This is a genomic window from Pseudomonas sp. PS02303 (genome assembly GCF_029959925.1).
GTDB classification, from domain to species: domain Bacteria; phylum Pseudomonadota; class Gammaproteobacteria; order Pseudomonadales; family Pseudomonadaceae; genus Aquipseudomonas; species Aquipseudomonas mandelii.
This window is the reverse complement of the sequence record NZ_JASCOM010000010.1, coordinates 27,262-46,053: the sequence shown is the minus strand read 5'-3', so window position 1 is coordinate 46,053 and position 18,792 is coordinate 27,262. Positions and strand designations below refer to the sequence as shown.

At 55.5% G+C, this 18,792-nt stretch carries 17 protein-coding genes; 13 read left to right on the top strand and 4 right to left on the bottom strand.

Features of this window, described 5'->3' with window-relative positions; all coding sequences use genetic code 11:
• The first annotated feature begins 130 nt into the window (after positions 1-130).
• The 7 genes from traA to QMX98_RS04850 all read left to right on the top strand — a co-directional run bounded on the left by traA (position 131) and on the right by QMX98_RS04850 (position 7,386).
• Entirely contained in the window at positions 131-475 is a 345-nt protein-coding gene (gene traA, locus QMX98_RS04880) for a TraA family conjugative transfer protein (protein WP_013100908.1), read from the top strand.
• Positions 476-593: 118 nt separating this feature from the next.
• Complete coding sequence (locus QMX98_RS04875) at positions 594-1,307, top strand: DsbC family protein (RefSeq protein WP_013100909.1); 714 nt, start codon at positions 594-596, stop codon at positions 1,305-1,307.
• A gap of 11 nt (positions 1,308-1,318) precedes the next feature.
• Complete coding sequence (gene traC / locus QMX98_RS04870; protein ID WP_013100910.1) at positions 1,319-3,784, top strand: type IV secretion system protein TraC; 2,466 nt, start codon at positions 1,319-1,321, stop codon at positions 3,782-3,784.
• Entirely contained in the window at positions 3,784-4,356 is a 573-nt protein-coding gene (locus tag QMX98_RS04865) for a S26 family signal peptidase (RefSeq protein WP_028621626.1), read from the top strand. The genes traC and QMX98_RS04865 overlap by 1 nt, the downstream gene beginning before the upstream one ends.
• On the top strand, positions 4,350-5,591 hold the full coding sequence (locus QMX98_RS04860) for a TrbC family F-type conjugative pilus assembly protein (RefSeq protein ID WP_028621625.1): 1,242 nt from the start codon (positions 4,350-4,352) through the stop codon (positions 5,589-5,591). Before QMX98_RS04865 ends, QMX98_RS04860 begins: the two co-directional genes overlap by 7 nt.
• Entirely contained in the window at positions 5,578-6,630 is a 1,053-nt protein-coding gene (locus tag QMX98_RS04855; protein WP_050483099.1) for a TraU family protein, read from the top strand. Before QMX98_RS04860 ends, QMX98_RS04855 begins: the two co-directional genes overlap by 14 nt.
• A 36-nt stretch (positions 6,631-6,666) precedes the next feature.
• Positions 6,667-7,386 (top strand): nuclease-related domain-containing protein, encoded by a 720-nt coding sequence (locus QMX98_RS04850; RefSeq protein ID WP_223817793.1) that lies wholly within the window; start codon positions 6,667-6,669, stop codon positions 7,384-7,386.
• Positions 7,387-7,618: 232 nt separating this feature from the next.
• Here the strand turns inward: QMX98_RS04850 and QMX98_RS04845 are convergent, their stop codons facing one another.
• Positions 7,619-8,305: a DUF1845 domain-containing protein gene (locus tag QMX98_RS04845; protein ID WP_028621621.1), complete on the bottom strand. Its 687-nt coding sequence runs from the start codon at positions 8,303-8,305 to the stop codon at positions 7,619-7,621.
• Positions 8,306-8,714: 409 nt separating this feature from the next.
• On the opposite strand from QMX98_RS04845, the gene QMX98_RS04840 reads away from it, so the two are divergent.
• The 6 genes from QMX98_RS04840 (at position 8,715) to QMX98_RS04815 (ending at position 16,517) form a co-directional block, all read left to right on the top strand.
• The gene (locus tag QMX98_RS04840) at positions 8,715-9,023 is read left to right on the top strand and encodes a hypothetical protein (protein ID WP_033050417.1); all 309 of its coding nucleotides are present in this window, start codon (positions 8,715-8,717) and stop codon (positions 9,021-9,023) included.
• Positions 9,020-9,643 (top strand): hypothetical protein, encoded by a 624-nt coding sequence (locus tag QMX98_RS04835; protein ID WP_028621620.1) that lies wholly within the window; start codon positions 9,020-9,022, stop codon positions 9,641-9,643. Before QMX98_RS04840 ends, QMX98_RS04835 begins: the two co-directional genes overlap by 4 nt.
• Before the next feature lie 47 nt (positions 9,644-9,690).
• Positions 9,691-10,806: a toprim domain-containing protein gene (locus QMX98_RS04830; protein WP_047297007.1), complete on the top strand. Its 1,116-nt coding sequence runs from the start codon at positions 9,691-9,693 to the stop codon at positions 10,804-10,806.
• A gap of 118 nt (positions 10,807-10,924) precedes the next feature.
• Positions 10,925-11,950 carry a conjugal transfer protein TraF gene (traF, locus tag QMX98_RS04825; protein WP_028621618.1) on the top strand — a complete coding sequence of 342 codons (1,026 nt, stop codon included), beginning with the start codon at positions 10,925-10,927 and terminating at the stop codon, positions 11,948-11,950.
• Positions 11,947-13,347, top strand: coding sequence for a conjugal transfer protein TraH (locus QMX98_RS04820; protein WP_028621617.1), 1,401 nt, complete (start codon positions 11,947-11,949; stop codon positions 13,345-13,347). Before traF ends, QMX98_RS04820 begins: the two co-directional genes overlap by 4 nt.
• Before the next feature lie 11 nt (positions 13,348-13,358).
• Positions 13,359-16,517, top strand: a complete 3,159-nt coding sequence (locus tag QMX98_RS04815) for a conjugal transfer protein TraG N-terminal domain-containing protein (RefSeq protein ID WP_047297001.1) — start codon at positions 13,359-13,361, stop codon at positions 16,515-16,517.
• A gap of 27 nt (positions 16,518-16,544) precedes the next feature.
• Here the strand turns inward: QMX98_RS04815 and QMX98_RS04810 are convergent, their stop codons facing one another.
• The 3 genes from QMX98_RS04810 to QMX98_RS04800 all read right to left on the bottom strand — a co-directional run bounded on the left by QMX98_RS04810 (position 16,545) and on the right by QMX98_RS04800 (position 18,726).
• Positions 16,545-16,850, bottom strand: coding sequence for a hypothetical protein (locus QMX98_RS04810; RefSeq protein WP_043859881.1), 306 nt, complete (start codon positions 16,848-16,850; stop codon positions 16,545-16,547).
• A 184-nt stretch (positions 16,851-17,034) separates the two neighbouring features.
• Positions 17,035-17,406 (bottom strand): hypothetical protein, encoded by a 372-nt coding sequence (locus QMX98_RS04805; RefSeq protein WP_169715582.1) that lies wholly within the window; start codon positions 17,404-17,406, stop codon positions 17,035-17,037.
• Between the two features lie 18 nt (positions 17,407-17,424).
• On the bottom strand, positions 17,425-18,726 hold the full coding sequence (locus QMX98_RS04800; protein WP_028621615.1) for an RNA-guided endonuclease TnpB family protein: 1,302 nt from the start codon (positions 18,724-18,726) through the stop codon (positions 17,425-17,427).
• Positions 18,727-18,792: the final 66 nt, after the last annotated feature.

Here is an 18,792-nt window from a genome sequence, read left to right as displayed (position 1 = left end):
CCGCATAAAGCGGCCCTTTTTAATTTCCGTCGACAAATGCGCCTGAAAGCGAAACACAGGCTTACGGAAAGCACGAAAAATGTCTCCTGAGCGCAGCCCCTGCGCATGTCAACCTCTAGGAGCAAGACCAATGCACGTCAACAAAGCAACCCTCCAAACGATGGCCATCGCAGCGGCAATGGTGGTCGCCGGTACCGCGCTCGCGGGTACCGGCGGCGATACGTTCGATAGCGTGTGGATTACCTTGACAGAGTGGATGCAAGGTACCCTCGGCCGCATTCTGATCGGTCTGATGATCCTCACCGGCATCGGCGCGGGCGTTCTCCGCCAATCGCTTATGCCGTTCGTTACTGGCGTTGGCGGCGGTGTTGGCCTCTATGCTGCGCCGGATGTTATCGAGTCGGTAATGTCGGCAACTATCCCAGCAGCAGCTGTAGTCACCAACGCTCTCCAAGCCCTGCCTGTAGGCTTCTGATCTCAGTCAGAACGCCTCTCTGAAAGGCCTCTTTTTCCGACGCTAAAACGTCCTGAAAAAGAGGCCTTTTCTTTTCCGGGCCAAATACTCTGGGTGAATCGACTCAGGAGGTAAGCCCATGTTCAAACCAACCCGAACCATTCTTGCTATGACGCTGCTTGCATTGGCTGGCACCGCAGTAGCAGCGAGCCCTGCGGACAAGAACGCAGACAAGGTAGTGATGCTTCCTGCGTCTGCAATGCTGGCGATCGAGAAGAACGGCAAATTCGCCATCATCAGCGATACCGGCCGATTCATCATCCAGGGAACGGTTTATGACGTGTGGGCGAAGAAAGAGTTAAAAACCATCGAGGATGCTCGGATCGCCGCCCACTACATCCCAGTGGATAAGACCAACCTCGGTTTCAAGGATCTCGCCCCCCTCACAGTCGGCAACGGTGAGAAAGCAATCACCATGTTCTCCGACCCTGCTTGTGGTTTCTGCAAAGAGATCATTCAACAAGCCCGCTCATCCCTTCCCGAGGGGTATCGACTCGACGTGCTGATGTTGCCGCTGCTCAGCCAAGAGAGCGCGGTGCGCACCAAAGAACTCCTCTGCGCGAAAGACAAGGTTGCTGCGTGGAAAGCTGGCGCTTCCGGCGACATGAAAACTCCTCTCGAACAGCTCCCAACCGCGCAGTGTGATCTCGATGTGATCTCGAAGCGCCGGATGACAGCTCAGTTTCTTGGAGCTCGAAATGTCCCTTTCCTCATTCGTGATGACGGTTTGACCCGAGAAGGCAAGCCTGAAGAAGGCCTGCGCGCCTGGATTGAATCGAATCGCACCCTCTAAGGAATTCAGAAATGCTCAAAGCGCTTATCCGCTCAACACCTCGGCTCTCGAAGCTGATCAACGGCCTCGCCTACGAGCCGAATCTTTACCTGTTCCAGCTGGAAGGGAACCGCCTAGGATTCGCATTCCTGTGTTCCCCGCTCTCAGGCTCAAACGGGGATGAAGGCGACCGCCTGAAAGCTGGTTTGACGGTCGACTGGCCTGAGAAGACAACGATTCAGTTCAGCCTGATTTGCACTGAAAATATCAATGAGATGAAGACGGGATTCCTTCGTCTGCGTCGGGCCTTCCGTGAATCCGGCCGCACTGACCTTCCCGTGGAAACCCAAGCCTTGCTGGAGAAAGTGACGAACGCGCGGGCCGAGTATTTCAGTGACCGAACCATGCGCCCAGTTGATTCAATCTCAGGTGTACGCATTCGTGAACAGAGCCTGGTCGTATCCGTAACAATTCCGATCGCCAATGCGTTGCCTACCCAGACAGAAGCGAACGCGGCGAAGGAGCTTTTCGACGGACTGCGAACCTCGCTGGACAGCTGCAACCTGGCAGCCGTGCCGCTCACCAACGACTCCTACCGGGAAATTTTCTCCTCCATCCTGAACCAAGGGCCATCGGCGTCGTGGCGCGAAGATCCGGACATGAAGGCGGACACAGACAAGCCCCTGAATGAGCAGATCCTCGACTACAACCGCAGCCTCGACGTGAAGAAAGACCACCTTCAGATCGGAGATGACTGCTTTGTAAAAACGCTGTCGGCCAAGCGCTTCCCTGATGTCATGTGGCAGGGCGATGCCTCTCAGTACCTCGCTGACATTCTGTCCCAGCGCGGCGGAATCCGGGGTAACTGCATCATCAACATGACCCTGTATTTCCCTCCCCAGCTGGAAACAAAGGACAAGCTGTCGAAGCGCCGCCAATGGGCCATCAACCAGAGCTTCGGCCCGATGGTGCATTTCGTACCCGTTCTACGGAAGACGAAGGAAGCCTATGACACGCTGTTTGAAGATCTCGACAAAGGGCTTCCCAACGTACAGGCGACAATGACCCTCGTGGTATTCGGCCGGAACCGGGAAGACCTCATTCAGGCAGCGTCGAATGCGAAGAGCCATTTTGCCACGCAGGGCTTCAGCCTCATGGAGGACAAGTTCTGTGTGCTGCCCGTGTTCGTGAACTCCCTGCCTATGTGTGCCGACCCGGATGCGATGAGGGAGCTGTTCCGGTTCAAGACATTGAGCCTCACCCAGGCATTACCTTTGCTGCCGATCTATGGCGATTGGAAGGGCACTGGAACCCAGGTGGCCCCGTTCATTTCCCGAAACGGTCAGCCGGTTAGCTTCAACCTCTTTGACTCTGACACCAATTACAACGCGATGATCGCGGCCCAGTCGGGCTCCGGTAAGTCGTTTGCGACCAACTATCTCATCACGTCGTATCTGAGCATTGGAGCGAAGGTGTGGGTCATCGACGTGGGCCTGTCCTACCTAAAGCTGTCTGAGGCGTACAAGGGCGACTTTGCACGCTTTGACCAGGAGTCGAATCTCTGTCTCAACCCCTTCGAGCTGATTGAAGACTACAGCGAGGAAGAGGATGTCCTGGTTGGGCTGCTCTCTGCTATGGCTGCCCCAACCGTGCCCCTGATCGACTTCCAAACCGCCGGGCTAAAAAGGCACCTCACGCAATGCTGGGAAGAGTTGGGCAAGACGATGATCGTCGACAACATCGCTGATTCTCTGCTTGGCGACCCAGACCCGCGTATTCAAGACATTGGCCATCAGCTCTTCGCATTCACCTCGAAGGGGCAGTACGGCCGTTTCTTTAACGGTAAGAACAATCTCAACTTCAAGAATCCCTTCACCGTACTCGAGCTTGAGGAACTGAAGGGTCGCCAACACCTTCAGCAAGTTGTGCTCCTTCAGCTGATCTACCAAATCCAGCAGGACATGTACCTTGGTGAGCGTGACCGCCCGAAAATTGTAATCATTGATGAAGCCTGGTCGCTGCTCTCCCAGGGCAACGTTGGTGAATTCATTGAGCACGGTTACCGGCGATTCCGGAAATATGGCGGTAGTGCCATTGTCATTACCCAGGGGGTCAACGACCTCTATCAGAACAAAGTCGGACAGGCCATTGCTGAAAACTCCGCGTTCACCCTCCTACTCGGTCAAAAGGCCGAAGCTATTGATGCTATCCAGGAAAACAAGCGTCTGCCGCTGGGAGAGGGTGGCTATCGAATCCTGAAGACTGTTAAGTCGTACAAGGGGCATTACTCCGAGATCTTCATGCTCACCCCCCGCGGGGCCGGTATCGTGCGCCTCACGGTGGACCCATATTCGATCCTCCTCTACTCGACCGCACCTGAAGATGTGCAGGCGATCCGAAACTACACGCTCACCGGCGTTCCGCAGGATGAGGCAATTCTGCGCGTGCTCCGTGACCGAGGTGTCGAGTACAGCTCTAATCCGGCGGAAGTCGCGTAATGGCGTTGTCGAACCCCTTCAGCATTGAGGCCAAGGTGCGAAGGGCAATGGCGAAGGTTGAGCGAGATCGAGCTCCAAAGCGACTCTCGGCAGCCTTTCTCGGCAAAGGCCTACTCTTTTCCGCAGTGGTTGCCGGCAGCGTTGTGCTGCTGGCATCCCGTTATTCGATCGCTATCGCTAGCCAGGACTCCCTATGCCTGCCCCCTTACAGGCTATGGATCATCGATAAAAAGCAGGATGACCTGGTGCGAGGGGAAATCTATGCCTTTCACTCCAAAGGTCTGAGTCCGATCTTTGCTGACGGCACGATCATCGTGAAGGTGCTTGAGGGAATGCCTGGCGATCGCGCCAAGGTCACGCTTGATGAAACAACCATCAATGGCGTGTCCGTAGGCAAAGGGCTTCAGGTAGCCAGCCAGCACGGGATTGATCCCCAGAAATACGTTCGGGAAGGGGAAATAGGCGCGGGCCGTTACTGGTTCTTCGGCCGCACGCCAGACTCTTTCGACTCCCGCTACTGGGGCTCAGCGTCGACAGACCAAATCATCGGGAAGGCGTATCCAATATGGTGAAAAAGCAACTAGCCATGTGCATTGGGCTGGCCTTCAGCTGCACGATGGCCATCGCCGGCGATGACCTTGGCATTCGCAAGTACGACATCAATGAATTCGATCCTGCGCTCCTCGATCAGGTCAGGGAAATCAGCCGAAATGCGAAAGCCGCGCGCGAAGAAATAAGCGGCCGAGATGACATGAGCTGGGTAAGTGAGATGGCCGAAAAGGCCATCGTTCAAGGCAGTGATGAAGAAGCCCAGCAGAACGATTCAGGGCTCGCTAGCGCAGATGGCTCAGATCGCGAGAAAAAACATCCCCTGGGCGATGGAAACCGCACTCTAATTTTCGTGTCGTGGTCGATGGGGGCTACTGCCCTAAAAGACATACTGCTGTCCTTTGACGGACTGCCTGGTGTTGGCATCGTTTTTCGAGGCATTCCTGATGGTATGTCGATGGGCGATGCTGTGACCAAAATGCACCTCCTCACGCAAGAGACGCAAAGCACTGTGAGTGTTCTGCTCGATCCTCTCGCATTCCAGCGTCATAGCGTTTCAGCCGTCCCCACCGTCGCTCTCGAAGCACCGAATGATGCTTTGATCGCTAAAGCTGCTGGGTCGTCCTCCGTTAGCTATATCGAGGGGGCGGTTAAGGATGGTAAGCGTGGGGATCTAGGCACTATTGGCTCTACACAGGAAATCATCGAGCCAGACCTCATGGAGGTTGCGAAACAGCGCATCGCAGAGCTGGACACCGACGCCATGAAGAAGCGAGCAATCGCTCGGTTTTGGGATAACCACAAAGGGCACCCATTGCCTCCGGTAACGGAGAGTGCGACACGCCTCGTCGACGCATCTGTCATCGTTCCCAATGACATTCTCGATAGCCAAGGAAGGGTTGTTCAGAAGGCGGGGAGGATCAATCCACTCGACATGATGCCTTTTGACCAGAAACTGGTCGTGATTGATCCGACGCAACCTTGGCAGGTTGCCCTGGCGAAGCGTGAATATGCAGACCATGGGGCAAATCTGACCGTCACTGTGATGGCGACTCAGATTCCCACTGCCTCTGGTTGGGATCTGTTCAACAGCGTTCAGGACAGCCTGGATGCGCCCTTGTACCTGCTGCCGCCTGACATGGCGGAGCGCTTCCAAATCTTTCGAGCCCCATCTGTCGTAACAGCCGACACCAAAAACTTTATCGTCCGCGAGGTTGCTCAAACAGCCTTCGAGGAGGCCAATCATGAGCATCAATAAGGTAATAACCGCCGCAATTCTGGTGATTGCAGGCATGTTTTCCCTGCCAGGGATAGCGGCTGAGGCGTCCTCTTCCGGAGAGGTGATGTGTGAGGACTCTGGCCTTTTTGGTCCGAAGTTGTTCACCGACATCTGCTGGGCGTGCCTCTTCCCAATTCGTGTTTCTGGTGTGCAAATAACCCCCGGCACAGCCCCCGCGAAGGCTACAAAAATGGTCTTCTGCATCTGCCAGGAAGGCTCATCCTCGATCTACAAGCCCGGAATCATCACTGCAATGTGGGAGCCGGCACGGATGGTTGAAACTGTCCGTAAGCCAGGCTGCTCGCCAACCCTAGGTGGTGTAACGCTGCCGCTTGGCAACAAGCGCAGCTATGGCCGACTTCGGCAGGACAACAGCACCCAGACAGGTCAGGCTGCCGGGTCGTTCTACCACGCGCATCTGTATGCATTCCCGCTACTTCAGATCCTCGATCTCTATACGCCTACCAAATGCAACCCGGACGGTTATCTCGACCTCGATATCATCTCTTTCACTGAGATCGACCCGACCTGGAACAACGGTACGTTGGCTTTCTTCCAGCACCCCGAGTCCGCGGCCGTGGCAAACCCAATCGCTATTGCGGCCTGTGCTGCCGAATCCGCGCTGGTTACCGCTCGAAAGGAACCTCTTGAGTCGCTTTGGTGGTGTACCGGTACATGGGGGAGCATCTACCCATTTGCCGGCGTAACCGTGGCGCAAGATGCAAACCGGACGACAGCATTGCTGGCTGCGCGAGTGATCGCTCAGCAACACCGCAGGGGCCTCGCTCGACGCACTATGGGTGATGAAAACGTGTGCAAGGCGGGTATCTACCCGACGATTCCGAAAAGCCAGTACAAAGTGACCCAGTTCTGGCCAAAGTCGCAGAACAGCAGAGCAATGTGGCTCGGAGAACCGCCGCAGACTTGGGAGGGTGGGCCTAGTCGGCATGTTCCAGGTACTGGGAACGATGCCATGTACATGTTCTGGCGATGGACAGATTGCTGCTCGAAGCTCTAATGGAGAATCCGCCCGTAAGGGCGGATTTGCGATGGTATGAATGACTTTCTAATGCTGTACCTGCCCCCGGTTTTGATTCTGGGGGTTCTCGCGGGCATCGCCCACGTTCGTTTACTTGAATTCCCTGCCTACCGAGGGTGGTGGGGGGAGTACAAGGTGAACTTCATGCTCCGCCTATGCCTCAGTGGCGAATACAAGGTGTTCGCCAACGCGATCTATCGTGGCAAGACAAGGGGAGAGTCAACACAGGTTGACCACATCATCGTGTCGCGCTACGGGATCTTTGTCCTGGAAACGAAGTGTTTCAAGGGGAAGATCATTACCTACCCAGAAGCCCCCGAGAGCTGGTTGCAGATCGTCGGCCGAAGGAAATATCGCGTGCAAAACCCGCTGATGCAGAACTACGCGCACGTGAAGGCAGTTCAGAAGGTCACCGGAGTCCACTCTCAGAAAATCCACAGCTACGCAGTGATGGCAGGGCAGGCCAGCTTCACCTATGGAATGCCTGAGCGGGTCTACAGCATTTGGGGCGTGATTCGTAAAATCCAGTCCTACAAAGCCCCGGTTTTTACTCGGGGCCATGTGGTGTCAATTTGCCGGGCGCTGAGCGAGCGCAGAATCAAGGGGGGGTATTGGGCTGCAAGGCGGCATGTCGAAAAGCTGAAGCGCCGAGGCGATGATGGATCTACAACGTGCCATGAAGATAGACCCCGAGAGGAACACCTATCGCCACCCCAACAAGAACAGCAGCAGTGACAGAGATGATCGCGACCGTATCCCAAAATACTGCCTCTGGCGGCGCTTCAAGTGATTCGTCGGTGGCCAGCTCTTCTGTCCACAGTGGGGTGGCTTCGCGTGGAGGAGGCTGATCCGTCGCTTGTCTGCGTCTTCTACTGGTTCTTGCCGGTGTTGACGTAAGATCATCAAGCATAATGACTCTCCTAAGCAAAACGCCCCGCAATGCGGGGCGTTTTCATTACTGGCGCTATCAAGCAACCGCTTCTTCGGGAAGCGAATCGAGAGGGTCTGCATTGCCATCAGGCTCAATGTGACCCGCAGCCTCGCGCTCCTCCTTCTCGGCGCTCACTTTGGCTTCTGCCTTTTCGATATCTTCTTTGAGCTCTGCAACCTTGCTGGCGTATGCCTTTGCTCGCGCGCTCTGACCGAGGCCAACGAGTGAGCGGATCAGCCGGGCCATTTGGTTGCTCTTGTTTGCACGAAATTCCTCAGCTTCCGAGCTATCGATTTTCTCATGCAGCCAGGCGGTATCGACCTGGATAATCAGATGGTCAAATGCCTGAAGCAGGCTGCTCATCCTCTTGATTTCTGGGCTGGTGATTTCGAATTCACGAGTCAGTGGGGAGCTGTACCCTGCAAGCTCTTTGATTCCCAAGCTCTTCAAAAGCGTGTCCATCCGCTCAGACTCGTCACGCACGGCTACTTCCATGCGCTCGATTTTCTTCGAGACCGCATCAACCACCGCTTTGTGATCAAAGGTCTTGAGGTTTTTCGCCAGCTTGCGGGACGTAACGTCGATGATAAAAAGGGCCGTCATGAGGCTATCGAAACGGTTGCCGGCGAAGAACTTGGCCTGCTCCGTGTTCAGTACCATTTTTCCTTTGAGGGATGGCTTGGAGTATTGGTATTTCGTAGGTTGTGGTTGAGCGGTCGCCATTAGCGGTTTCTCCGGATGTTGGTGGCCAGCCTATTGCACCAGCTTGCGGAGCCTCTGGATTTCGATTTCACGCACGAATAGCGTCGGAATTTGAGGTGCGTTTTTCTGGTTGACGACAGAGTGAAATGGCGGCGAGAATTGCGGCACTCATCGGCCAAGGTCGATTAAGAATTTGCCTCCTGGAGGCCATTGACCCTAAGTGACAGCATGCTGCTGCCACTGGTACCCAAGACGTGTATGCGTCTGGGAGCAAGCCAAGCTGAGCTTATCAGCTTAAAAACCAAGCCTACGTTCGCGTAGCGCCGATCAAAAAAGGAAGCCATTTGGCTTCCTTTTTTTGTGTCAAAAAAACCCTGACGGGGAACTCCCGTTAGGGCGTTCTCCGTTCTAAAAAAATGGAGAACTGAAAATGGCATCTACAACCCTCAAAGTTAAAGTGCTGACCGCGTTTGGCTTCCTCGTTGCTATGTTGGGAGCTGTATACGCACCGCAGTTTGCAAAGCATGTTTTGCCTTTGACACTCTGCGTGTTCCTCGCTGTGGTGATCCTGAATGCTGAGCAGATCCTGCGTGGTGTTCTGAGCTACCTACGCGGTTGTCTGAAGGCTTCGGCTCCTCAAGCAACCAAGACCTTACCCAACGCCCGTTGGTGTAGCAGCGTCGATTATGACAACTACTACATTCCCTCCTACCTGCGTCGCCAGGGAGAAGAGAAATGATCCGTGTTGACTTCGATGTTCCAAGCTATCTCCGACTGCCACAAGGGCTATGCATTGTTTCAGAGCGCCTGGCCCATAAGCTTCCCGAGCCAGAAACCAATGAAACGATGCACCAGGCGCTTGAACCGGTGGTGATCAACAAACTGTACCGGCCGGAAGGCCGCAACCAGGTTGCATCGATCGAGAACCAAGAGCAGGGCGAGATCAAAGGGGAGTTCATCCCTCGCGAATCCCAGCCCGCGCATCAAGAAACAGCTCAAGAGATCCAAGTCGCCCAAAGCGATGAAGATCAAGATGAGCGCGCACCTGAACTCAATTTCCAAGGCGTTGCTGGCAGGTCTGTTACCGGCGAATACCGCGGTTCAGGTTTCGCCCACTATCGGTTTCTCAAGAAGAACGGAAAGTCGTTCTTCTTGCGTATCGGTGAACACCTGGTTTGGGGAATCGAGCTCAACGCTCAGCTACGCAAATCTGGAGCGCAACAAGGTGACAATATCTCGCTGACATTCCTTGGCAAAACCGCCGTGAGTGTGCTCAAAGAGGTCGTTGTCGACGGTAAGAAAGAACAGGAGTGGGTTGATACCTATCGCAACTCCTGGGAAATCAAGATCGTGAAATAGCCAGCAATGCGCCCTTCGGGGCGCATCTCAACCAAACGGAGGTACCCATGTCCAAAGACTCAGAAGGCAATTACGCCCCAGAGAAACAAGATGTGCTGGTAGCCGCTGATGGCCGCTGGCATGACATTTACGCAAGCCTCGCATCTTCATTGGTGCCGGCACACAAAAAAGCAGGACGTGGGGTTCCATGTCCGGTGCATGGTGGGGAAGACGGGTTTAAGATTTTCCGCAAGACGGCTGGATCGTCGAGCGGTGGTATCTGCCGTACCTGCGGAGTCAAGGCTGATGGCATAGCCTTGCTGATGTGGGTCAACCGCTGGAGCTTTCACCATGCTTTACAGGAGGTTGGAGCATTGCTCCGGGTCAAAGACCCGTATGGACGCACCGCTGATGGATTTATCCCAAGCGTTGTAATCCGAAAGGAGCGAGCCCCAGCAAAACCAGAGGCTTCAGACGATTGGCTGCGTGAAGCTATGCGCAACCTGTGGAAGGGAACCGTTCCTCTCACAGACCCATCAGCGGAACCAGCAAGGCTCTATCTTCGCTCCCGAGGCATTCTTGCTTGGGATCGACCAGAGCTGAGCCGCTACGTTCGCTTTCACCCGGAATTGACCTACAAGGACAAAGCCGGCAAGCGTTCTAAGCATCCAGGGATAGTGTGTACGCTCATCGATCCTGAAGGCCAGGCTGTGACCATCAACCGTCACTACCTGACGATGAAGGGTGAGAAAGCCGATCTCGCGGAGCCGAAAAAAATGTTTCCAATTCCCAGCAACCGCAAGCTTCCCGGTTGTGCGGTGCCAACATCGCATCCAGGAGAAGTCTTGGATGTATCCGAAGGATTGGAAACAGCTCTGTCGGTAGAAACAGCCATGGGTATACCAGTATGGCCCTTGGTGAATTCCTACTTGTTGGAGAACTTCGTACCACCAGCCTGCACCAAAGCAGTCCGAATCTGGGCTGACAAGGACCGCAAGGAGGGTGGCCAGAAAGCGGCATTGACCTTGAAAAAACGTCTGTGGGAAATGGGGATCAAGGCACAGATAATGTTGCCCGACATGCCCATCCCTGACGGCTCCAAAGGTGTCGACTGGAATGACGTTCTTCGTGAACGTGGTTCCCTCGGCTTCCTAGGCCACGAGGTCTATCGCGCACAGCGATAGGCCTCTGGCCTTCTCAACTTCCCCCTCTTTTTCCGACCGTAAAAGCGCCTGAAAACGCGCCCCCTCCTGTTGGCCAACGCTCACAATTCGAGCATCCCCATCTTGGCCAGACGGACTCATGACGCCCCTAAAATTTCCCATCTTGTTGCTTGCTGCCGCTATAAGCAGCACTTCCCTTGCGGGAGAGACCAAGCCCGCCGAGTCAAAAACGCCCCAGGTTGCTGGTTCTTCGTTCTACCAGGACAAAGAGCGCGGCTGGTTCTGGTACGAAGATCCGCCTCCTGAACAGGAACCCGAAAAACTCGAGCCCGCGCCGGTTCCAGCGCCCCCACCTCAAGCCGAAACGGAAGTCTCCGAGCCAGCCGCGCCCGAGCTGCCACCGACCGGCAGCGTGGCGTGGATTCGCGAAATGCTTCCGAAACTGCGTGATGCAGCCATGGATAACCCCACCAAGGAGAATGTGAGTGCGTACTTCTGGGCTCAGCGAATCATGCTCGACAAGGCCGAGCGATTCTCACGTCACTCCGTCGACGTAATCCGTAATGACCCATTCCTCGACGAGGATATGCGTTATCCCGCCTCCAACGCCGCTTCTGACGCTCTAGCAACTGCGGCCGGCAAGCAGAAAGAAACCCTGTTGAAGCTCATCGCTGGCAGCTCTGCGCTGATGTTCTTCTACAACGGTAATGACTGCATTTTGTGCGAACAGGCCCTGGCAGCGGTCTCTGCTCTCGAGTTCAGGTACGGGTTTACTGTCATGCCCGTCTCGATGGATGGGGCCCCCCTTCCTGGCGGCAAATACCCAAACACACAGTACGACACTGGGCTCGCAGAGCAGCTGGGCATCATCACCTCGCCGGCGCTGGCCCTAGTCATCCCTCCGAATGACGTGAAGATCGTCAGCTTCAGCACCGTTTCAATGGAGACGGCAACCACTCGGATTCTAATGGCGGCGAATGAAGCGGGGCTGATTTCCGATCAGGAATACAACGCCACATCCCGCCTTAACACCATGGGTTTGATCGACGCCACGAAACTGGCTGACGCACCGCCCGACGCAACAAAAAACCCTAACGAATTCGTGAATCGGATGCGCGATGAAGCTCGTCGCGCCTTTCAAAAAGACAACGGAGGTGCCCAGTGAAAATCAAACCGATCGCCCTTGCTGTAGCGCTGATGGTGCCCTTCGGGGCTCACGCGAACATTCAACAGCAGGTCAATGAAATGTTCAGCGGCATGATCAACGTCACCAGTCCAGGGGCATATAAAACAGCTACACGCGGCGTTATTACCGGCGGCTCCGTTGTCCTTCGGAATCGGATATCCACTGCCAACCTCATCAGCATTACCCCGCCAAGCGCTAAGGGTGGATGCGGGGGGATCAACCTTTACAGTGGCTCGTTCTCCTTTATCAACGGCGAAGAGTTCGTAGCGCTCATGAGGAATGTGGCGTCGAACGCTGCTGGCATTGTTTCGGGCTTTGCCTTTGAGTTGGCCCTCGATGCGATGGACGCTCAGACAGGTGGCGTGATCCGCAACCTGGCCAACAAGATCCAGGCGCTCAATCAAATGTTTTCCAACAGCTGCCAGCTGGCGAGTGGGTTGGTTACGAATGCCAAAAAGGCATACGAAGAAAGCACCGACTTCAAATCCGCGATGACGGCCTTCGGGTCGAACGTCTCATCTGACTTCTTTACCGCGAAATCCACCAAAGAAGACTCGCCAGCGAACCGGATTGCTGCCTCTGGTAAGGCCGTTCAATGCGAGAACACAGGGAACGTTCTGTGGTGCGCCATGAAGAAGTCAGGCCTTCAGTCGCAAATTCTGTTCGGTAGCGATGAGAACGCGGAATTCATCATGTCCATGGTTGGCAGCTACAACGTGTCGCTCGCAAACGACGCCAGCGGGGGGAAAAACTTCGCTGCGCATCCTATGCCGAAGCTCATCACCGGCGAAGGTTTGAAGATTCTTGTTGAGGGCTCGGCCAACCTTGATGTCAAGGTCTACCAGTGCGACCAGGATGACCCGGACTGCTCAGACCCGAACATCCGAACTCTCACCAGCTTCAAGGGCCTCGAGACTCGAATCCTAGAGGATCTTCAAAACAACGGAATCCTTGAGCGTTTTGCGAACGGCACTGCAACCGCTGCTGACGGAAACCGGATTGCATACCTCGCATCAAGCCGAGTAGGGGTGAATTTGATGAAGATCACCCAGAAGGCAGGGGCTCAATCCGGTTATGACTATCTGAACCAGTTCGCCAAGAAAATTGCTGCTGATGCTTCGATGAGCCTGATTTATCAGCTGCTTGGGCATACAGAGAAAGGCCTGACCAGCCTGAATATGGCGGATGCAGGGAAGGTGATTGAGGACCTGCGGGCTACCAAGGGTGAGCTCATGGATGAATACCGCTCGTACATCGAGGAAGCAATGCAAGGCAAAGATGCCGATGGCCAAGCCGAGAAAATGCTCCAGATGGCCCCTGTGTTTGATAATGGAACCCTGCCACAGGGAACCATCAACGATAACGCAGGCGCGTAACGGAGATATCCATGGACTTCACTATCTACACGACAGGCAGCGCCGAGTTCCTTGAGATCATGCTCAATGCCTGCGCAATGATCACAGGCAGCGGTGACGCAGAAGACCTTGCCCGTATTGGCGCGCTGATAGGCCTATTTCTGTTGGCGTTCCAAGCTGTTTTCAATAACCAGGCCATTACCTTCGGAAAGGCGGGCCTTGTGCTCGTCCTTTACATGATGTTCTACGGCCCTACAGCCACCACTGTTATCGAGGATACGGTGTCGTCGCAGGTGCGGGTGGTGGACAACGTGCCTCTTGGCCCTGCCTTTGTCGGCTCAGTCATCTCAACGGTGGCCTACGGCATTACAAAAACCGCGGAGCAGGCATTTTCTACTCCAAGCATGACCGACTACGGGCTGTTCTCGAGTCTGAGCACATTGTCGAAAGTGCGCGACGCTCTTCGGAACCCGATGGCACTGGACGGCTTCCAAAACTACCGAAAAGCGGACGGGTGGGATCTGCCCCGATCGGTGAACGAGTACATGACATTCTGTTCACTGAACCCCGTGGCGCTGAGAACGGATAAGACCTTGACCGACCTGTACCGATCGCCTGGCTGGGCGGAGGTGCTGTCAAACCAGAACTCATCGATGTTCATCTACGTCTATGACGGTACCGCCGGCACCATGAAAAGCTGTGCAGAGGCGCGGTCGTTTCTCAACGCCCATTTGCAGAACGTCTATACAGACGTGCTAGAGGACATTCTCCAGAAAGGGTTCAGCGAAGAGGCCAAGACCAACCGCATGACCAGCGGTATCCAGGTTCAAGCCGCTACTGACCAAGCTATTCAGAGCCTCGCACTGAGTAGCAAGTCGGCTCAGGACTACGTTTTGACTTCGCTAATTGCGCCGATTTTCAACGATTCCCGTGTCGATGCCATGAACCATTGGCAAGAGCAAAGAGCCGCAATGGCTCTTCGCGAATCGCTCAACCAGCAAGAAATTCAATGGGCGGGGAAGGGCGACAGCTTCAAACACTACATGAGACCGATGATCGCCTTCTTCGAGGGCATGCTCTATGCGATGACGCCGTTCATGGCCTTTGCTTTGCTCCTGGGTGGGCCAGGCCTTTCTATCCTCGGCAAGTATCTCGTGTTGCCGCTGGCGGTGGGTTTGTGGATGCCGCTGTTGAGTATCGTGAATGCTTTTACCCTCTGGTATGCAGGCTCCCAGATGGAAGCCGTATTCAACGGCTACGACCCCACAGGTTCTGGTTTCGCAATGCTCCAACTCATGGACATAGACAAAGCCATCGGCAAGGCACTGGGTATTGGCGGTCTGCTTGCGGCGTCCGTGCCTCCATTGGCACTGTTCATCGTTTCCGGCTCTGCCATGGTTGCCAACAGCGTCATGAGCCAAATGACGGCAGGCGACAAATTCAAGTCCGAAGACGTGAATCCTCGGGCCCAGGATAGCGCACCTGTTCTCAGTCAAAATGCCTCGTTTACTTCCGACCAGGTAAGCTCCGGGGTGAGCAGAACGGGATCGCCGCAGCTTGCTGAGACGATAACCGGCGACCAAGCTGCGAGTGCAGTCCTTCAGAGCGCCCAAACCGCCTCGCAAACGGCCACGAGCCAGTACCAGAGCAACCTCTCAGCGGCAGGCCAGCAACTAGCCTCGACGAGTACGGGGCGCGAAGCGATGACGCAAATGGGCGAAAGCATCAAAGCTAGCGATGCTCTCAAGCAAAGCTCTTCCTATAACCAGGCAGTTGAGAATCTTCGAAGCAGTGGTTTCTCTGAGTCGTCGATAAACATGGCAACCGCAGCCTCAGCGCTTGGTGGGCAAGCCGGCCTGAAAGGCATCATGGCCAACCTCAAAACCAGTGATGGCAAGTCGCTTTCCGAAATGAGCGGCACAGAGCGTCGAACTGCCGAAAAATCTCTCTCGCAGTTAAGTTCTTCCGTGGAGAGCGCTAACACCCGTGACCTGACATTTGCCACCGGTGATGCCTTCCGTGACTCGTCGATGGCCCAAAGTAGTGTTAGCAACACTGATCAGATAAATCAAAGCCGCACTGAAGCTCTACAGGCACAGAATACGTACAGCCAAGCGGCTTCTCAGCAAGACACCATCAGGGCAAGTCAAGGCCTCAATCTTCGCGATGCAGCGATCAAGTCGCTATCGAGAGGCGGGGTATCTCGAGCAGAGTCTGGCTTAGAACTTCAGCGCATGGCTGGTGCAACTGATGAAGGGAAAAAGCTCTTCGCTGAAGCATTTAATAGCCAAAGCATCAAAGATATGTCGTCGAATACGGACGAGCAGAGGGCGATGGCGGCAATCCGGGCGATTAACCAGCAAGGCAGGCTCGGCGAATTGGTCATGAGCCAATTCAATCCATTCGACTTCAACGTAGCTCAGGGTAATGCGGGAGAGTTTGCAAACATAGCAGACAAAGCCGGCGCAGCAACGGCCGGGAACTCAGGTTTGCAAGGCGAGTTCAATTCAAGATGGCAGGGTAACAGTGACGCATATGCAGGTGCTCAGGACATGAACATTTCTGCTAAGGAAGCGGCTGAAGACCAAGGTGCTGAGCTTGTCGGAAACCGTCATGCGGAGAACAGCCTAGCCCCACAACTCGCGCATGCTCGCAACAGTGAGGATGTTAGAGGGGCGGCAGATTCAGAGGCCGCGCAGCAACTATCGACCTTCGGTAAGAACTACGATGATAAGGGCTTGATGATCAAGGCCGCATCGGCGGTTCAGAGCATCCAGTCGGGCGGCAAAACGCTTACGAACTTCCTGGCTGGCAACGAGAACACACAATTCAGCAATGACGTTTCTGAAGGGCAGCAACTGGGGCTGACAGATAGCCAAGCCGCACTTCGAGCAGCTAGCCGGGCAGGCATGCCAACGGACTCTGATATTTATCAGTGGTCCTCCTACCACACCTACTCGGAAGCCATGATCGCGTCTGGCGGGGATGAAGACTATGCGAAGGGCGTCCATGCTTCATTGACGTACCAGGCAGCAGGAAGTGATGGAACATCTGCTGACCGGCCGGTTGTGGAAACTGTCGCTGCGGGCAATCGTCACAATCCCCTGCCCAAAAACTTTAGACCTGCGGCAATTGAAAATGCTGAACAACCCAAACAGGCCAGCGGACCGAGGAGACCGTCAATCGAATGAGTAAAAAAGGGGCTTTATAGCCCCTTTTTAGTTGAAGCCGACAAAGACAAATCGGTAGATCGCCATGACAGCGAAAAAGAGGGCGATTCCACCAATGATAGTCAGCTCCAAAGAAATCGCTCGAAGCCCAAGAATGGCATCACGACGCAAGCGAGCAAGCCCGCTTTTCCGAGGCATCCCATTCCACTCCTCGCTTAAACAGAAGGGGCAGATGCTTTTGAGAGGCTTCTCACCCCCGACCTGCACACCATCGACATAAATCGATCGCTCCATAACCACACGTGGAACCATCATTTTCTTGCAGCATTGGCACTCAGCCTTGTCGTTTCGCATCTCGTTCACCCCTCGAAAGTTCTTACCCTAAGAATCTCACAGCGCGCTGTAAACCCAAGCGAATCTACGTAATGGCAGGAACTGGCTAGGGCAGGCCTCTCCCTGGATGGGTAGACACCTCACCTTCGCGACTGCGGGCGAGCCTGGCGCACAACGAAACCTTTCTCTCTATCGACTGCCCAATTCATCCCTTGAAGAGTTCGGCCAGCCAACCCTTCACCGCGATGGCAATTCGCTCCCGCAACAGGAACATCAAAACAGACAGGCCAAGGCTCACGCCCAACGCCTCGGCACCCAAGCGGGCGAACACGACGATGTTGATCAGAAGCAACACCATGATGCCAAAAAACTCAGCATTCGCTTTTGCTCCAGTGAGAACCTGCTGCTCAGTCAGCATCCACTTGGGCGACAGGCAAAACGGACAAACCGAAGACTCCGGGTCCCGGCCACCAACGGGGACGCCGCTGATGTAGAAGGGGGCGCTAGTGACCACCTTCGGGACCATCATTTTCTTGCAGCACTGGCACTCAACTTTGTCGTTTCGCATCTCGTTCACCAATGAACTCTTCCGCCACTAAACCGCATGTGCGGTTGTCGTCGGAATTTCGCGGGTCGTTGACTTGGGCTTGACCGCTTGCGCGGACAGCGGCTTGAGTCTCGCCGTCACGCCCGTCCCAGGCGTGTCTTGCAGTATCCAGGCGTCGAGCAGTACGACCCTGGCGCTGTTCTGATCCCTCGGCAGCACGCAGCCACAGGCACAGCGGTGCATGCGCTCACTGAGCAGTTTGGGCACGATGGCCCAGCAGGCTGAACAGCGCTGCGAGGGTTTTAATCGGCGCGTATCGGACAGATGCAAAACGGAACCAGCTTCGTGCGCTTTGTAGGTGAGCATCTGATGCGCCATGCTGAAGCCGGCCGAGAGAATTTCCCGGTTCAGTCCAGCCTTTTGCCGCACGCGACGGCCCGGTTTCTCAACCGTGCCCTTAGCGCTGCGGCTCATGTTCTGGGGTTGCAGTTCTTCCGTGGCGATCAGGGCGCAGCGCTGCACCAGGGAAGTCGTTTGTTTATGCAGGAAGTCGCGCCGTCCATCTGCAATGCGCTGGTGCAGACGGATGATTTCCTGGCTTAGCAGCCGATAGCGGTGCGAACCCCGCTTCCTTCTGGCGCGTTGTCGTTGCAGGTTGGCCAACTGGGGCAGCGCCTCGCGCAGCCAGCGGGGGTTTTCGATCTGGCTGCCATCATCAAAGTTGGCCCAGTGACTGACGCCCAGGTCGATACCAATTGCATCGTCGCCTGTTCGCTCACGCCGACAGGCGGACTCGGGCACCCGTAGGGTGATCGAGGCATACCACTGATCTTGGCCGGTGGCGTGATTGCGGCGGCGGCTGAGGGTCAGGTCATTCGGCGTGAAATCGGCGAAACGGTGGCGGCCCCGCAGACGAATCATCATCGCGCCCTTGCCGCTGCCCAGCCGCAACGTGCCGCCGCGCTGGCCGAGCTGCTGGAGCTTCCAGCCGGCTGGATCGGGGTAGGAGAAGCCCGAGTAGCGGGCGCTGGATTTGAAGCGGGGAAATCCCGGTGACTGGCCAGCTTTGACCCGGCGAAAGAACGCCTGAAAGGCTCGATCCAGTCGGCGCAGGGTCTCTTGCAGGGCATGACTACCCAGCTCGACCAGCTCCGGCCGAAACTGTTTTATGACGGGTAACGTGTTCTGTTGGTCGTAGTAGCTGATACTGATACCAGCTTTGCGGTACGCCTCGATGCGCTCCTGAAGCGCAGCGTTGTACAGTTCGGCGTGCAGGCGCACCCAGCCGTCCAGCCGTTCTTGCTGGCTGACATTGGGGTAAAGCCTAAAGGTCACTTTTCGCCTTTGCATGCTTCCGACCCTACAGCATCTCACCCATAACCCAAGTCGTCCGCTTGGCATGCCGCCTGGCTACGG

Bases quoted from the DNA above. Each gene is read 5' to 3' on its own strand.
- traA (WP_013100908.1), top strand. From the start codon at position 131: ATGCACGTCAACAAAGCAACCCTCCAAACGATGGCCATCGCAGCGGCA.
- QMX98_RS04875 (WP_013100909.1), top strand. From the start codon at position 594: ATGTTCAAACCAACCCGAACCATTCTTGCTATGACGCTGCTTGCATTG.
- traC (WP_013100910.1), top strand. From the start codon at position 1,319: ATGCTCAAAGCGCTTATCCGCTCAACACCTCGGCTCTCGAAGCTGATC.
- QMX98_RS04865 (WP_028621626.1), top strand. From the start codon at position 3,784: ATGGCGTTGTCGAACCCCTTCAGCATTGAGGCCAAGGTGCGAAGGGCA.
- QMX98_RS04860 (WP_028621625.1), top strand. From the start codon at position 4,350: ATGGTGAAAAAGCAACTAGCCATGTGCATTGGGCTGGCCTTCAGCTGC.
- QMX98_RS04855 (WP_050483099.1), top strand. From the start codon at position 5,578: ATGAGCATCAATAAGGTAATAACCGCCGCAATTCTGGTGATTGCAGGC.
- QMX98_RS04850 (WP_223817793.1), top strand. From the start codon at position 6,667: ATGAATGACTTTCTAATGCTGTACCTGCCCCCGGTTTTGATTCTGGGG.
- QMX98_RS04845 (WP_028621621.1), bottom strand. From the start codon at position 8,305: ATGGCGACCGCTCAACCACAACCTACGAAATACCAATACTCCAAGCCA.
- QMX98_RS04840 (WP_033050417.1), top strand. From the start codon at position 8,715: ATGGCATCTACAACCCTCAAAGTTAAAGTGCTGACCGCGTTTGGCTTC.
- QMX98_RS04835 (WP_028621620.1), top strand. From the start codon at position 9,020: ATGATCCGTGTTGACTTCGATGTTCCAAGCTATCTCCGACTGCCACAA.
- QMX98_RS04830 (WP_047297007.1), top strand. From the start codon at position 9,691: ATGTCCAAAGACTCAGAAGGCAATTACGCCCCAGAGAAACAAGATGTG.
- traF (WP_028621618.1), top strand. From the start codon at position 10,925: ATGACGCCCCTAAAATTTCCCATCTTGTTGCTTGCTGCCGCTATAAGC.
- QMX98_RS04815 (WP_047297001.1), top strand. From the start codon at position 13,359: ATGGACTTCACTATCTACACGACAGGCAGCGCCGAGTTCCTTGAGATC.
- QMX98_RS04810 (WP_043859881.1), bottom strand. From the start codon at position 16,850: ATGCGAAACGACAAGGCTGAGTGCCAATGCTGCAAGAAAATGATGGTT.
- QMX98_RS04800 (WP_028621615.1), bottom strand. From the start codon at position 18,726: ATGCAAAGGCGAAAAGTGACCTTTAGGCTTTACCCCAATGTCAGCCAG.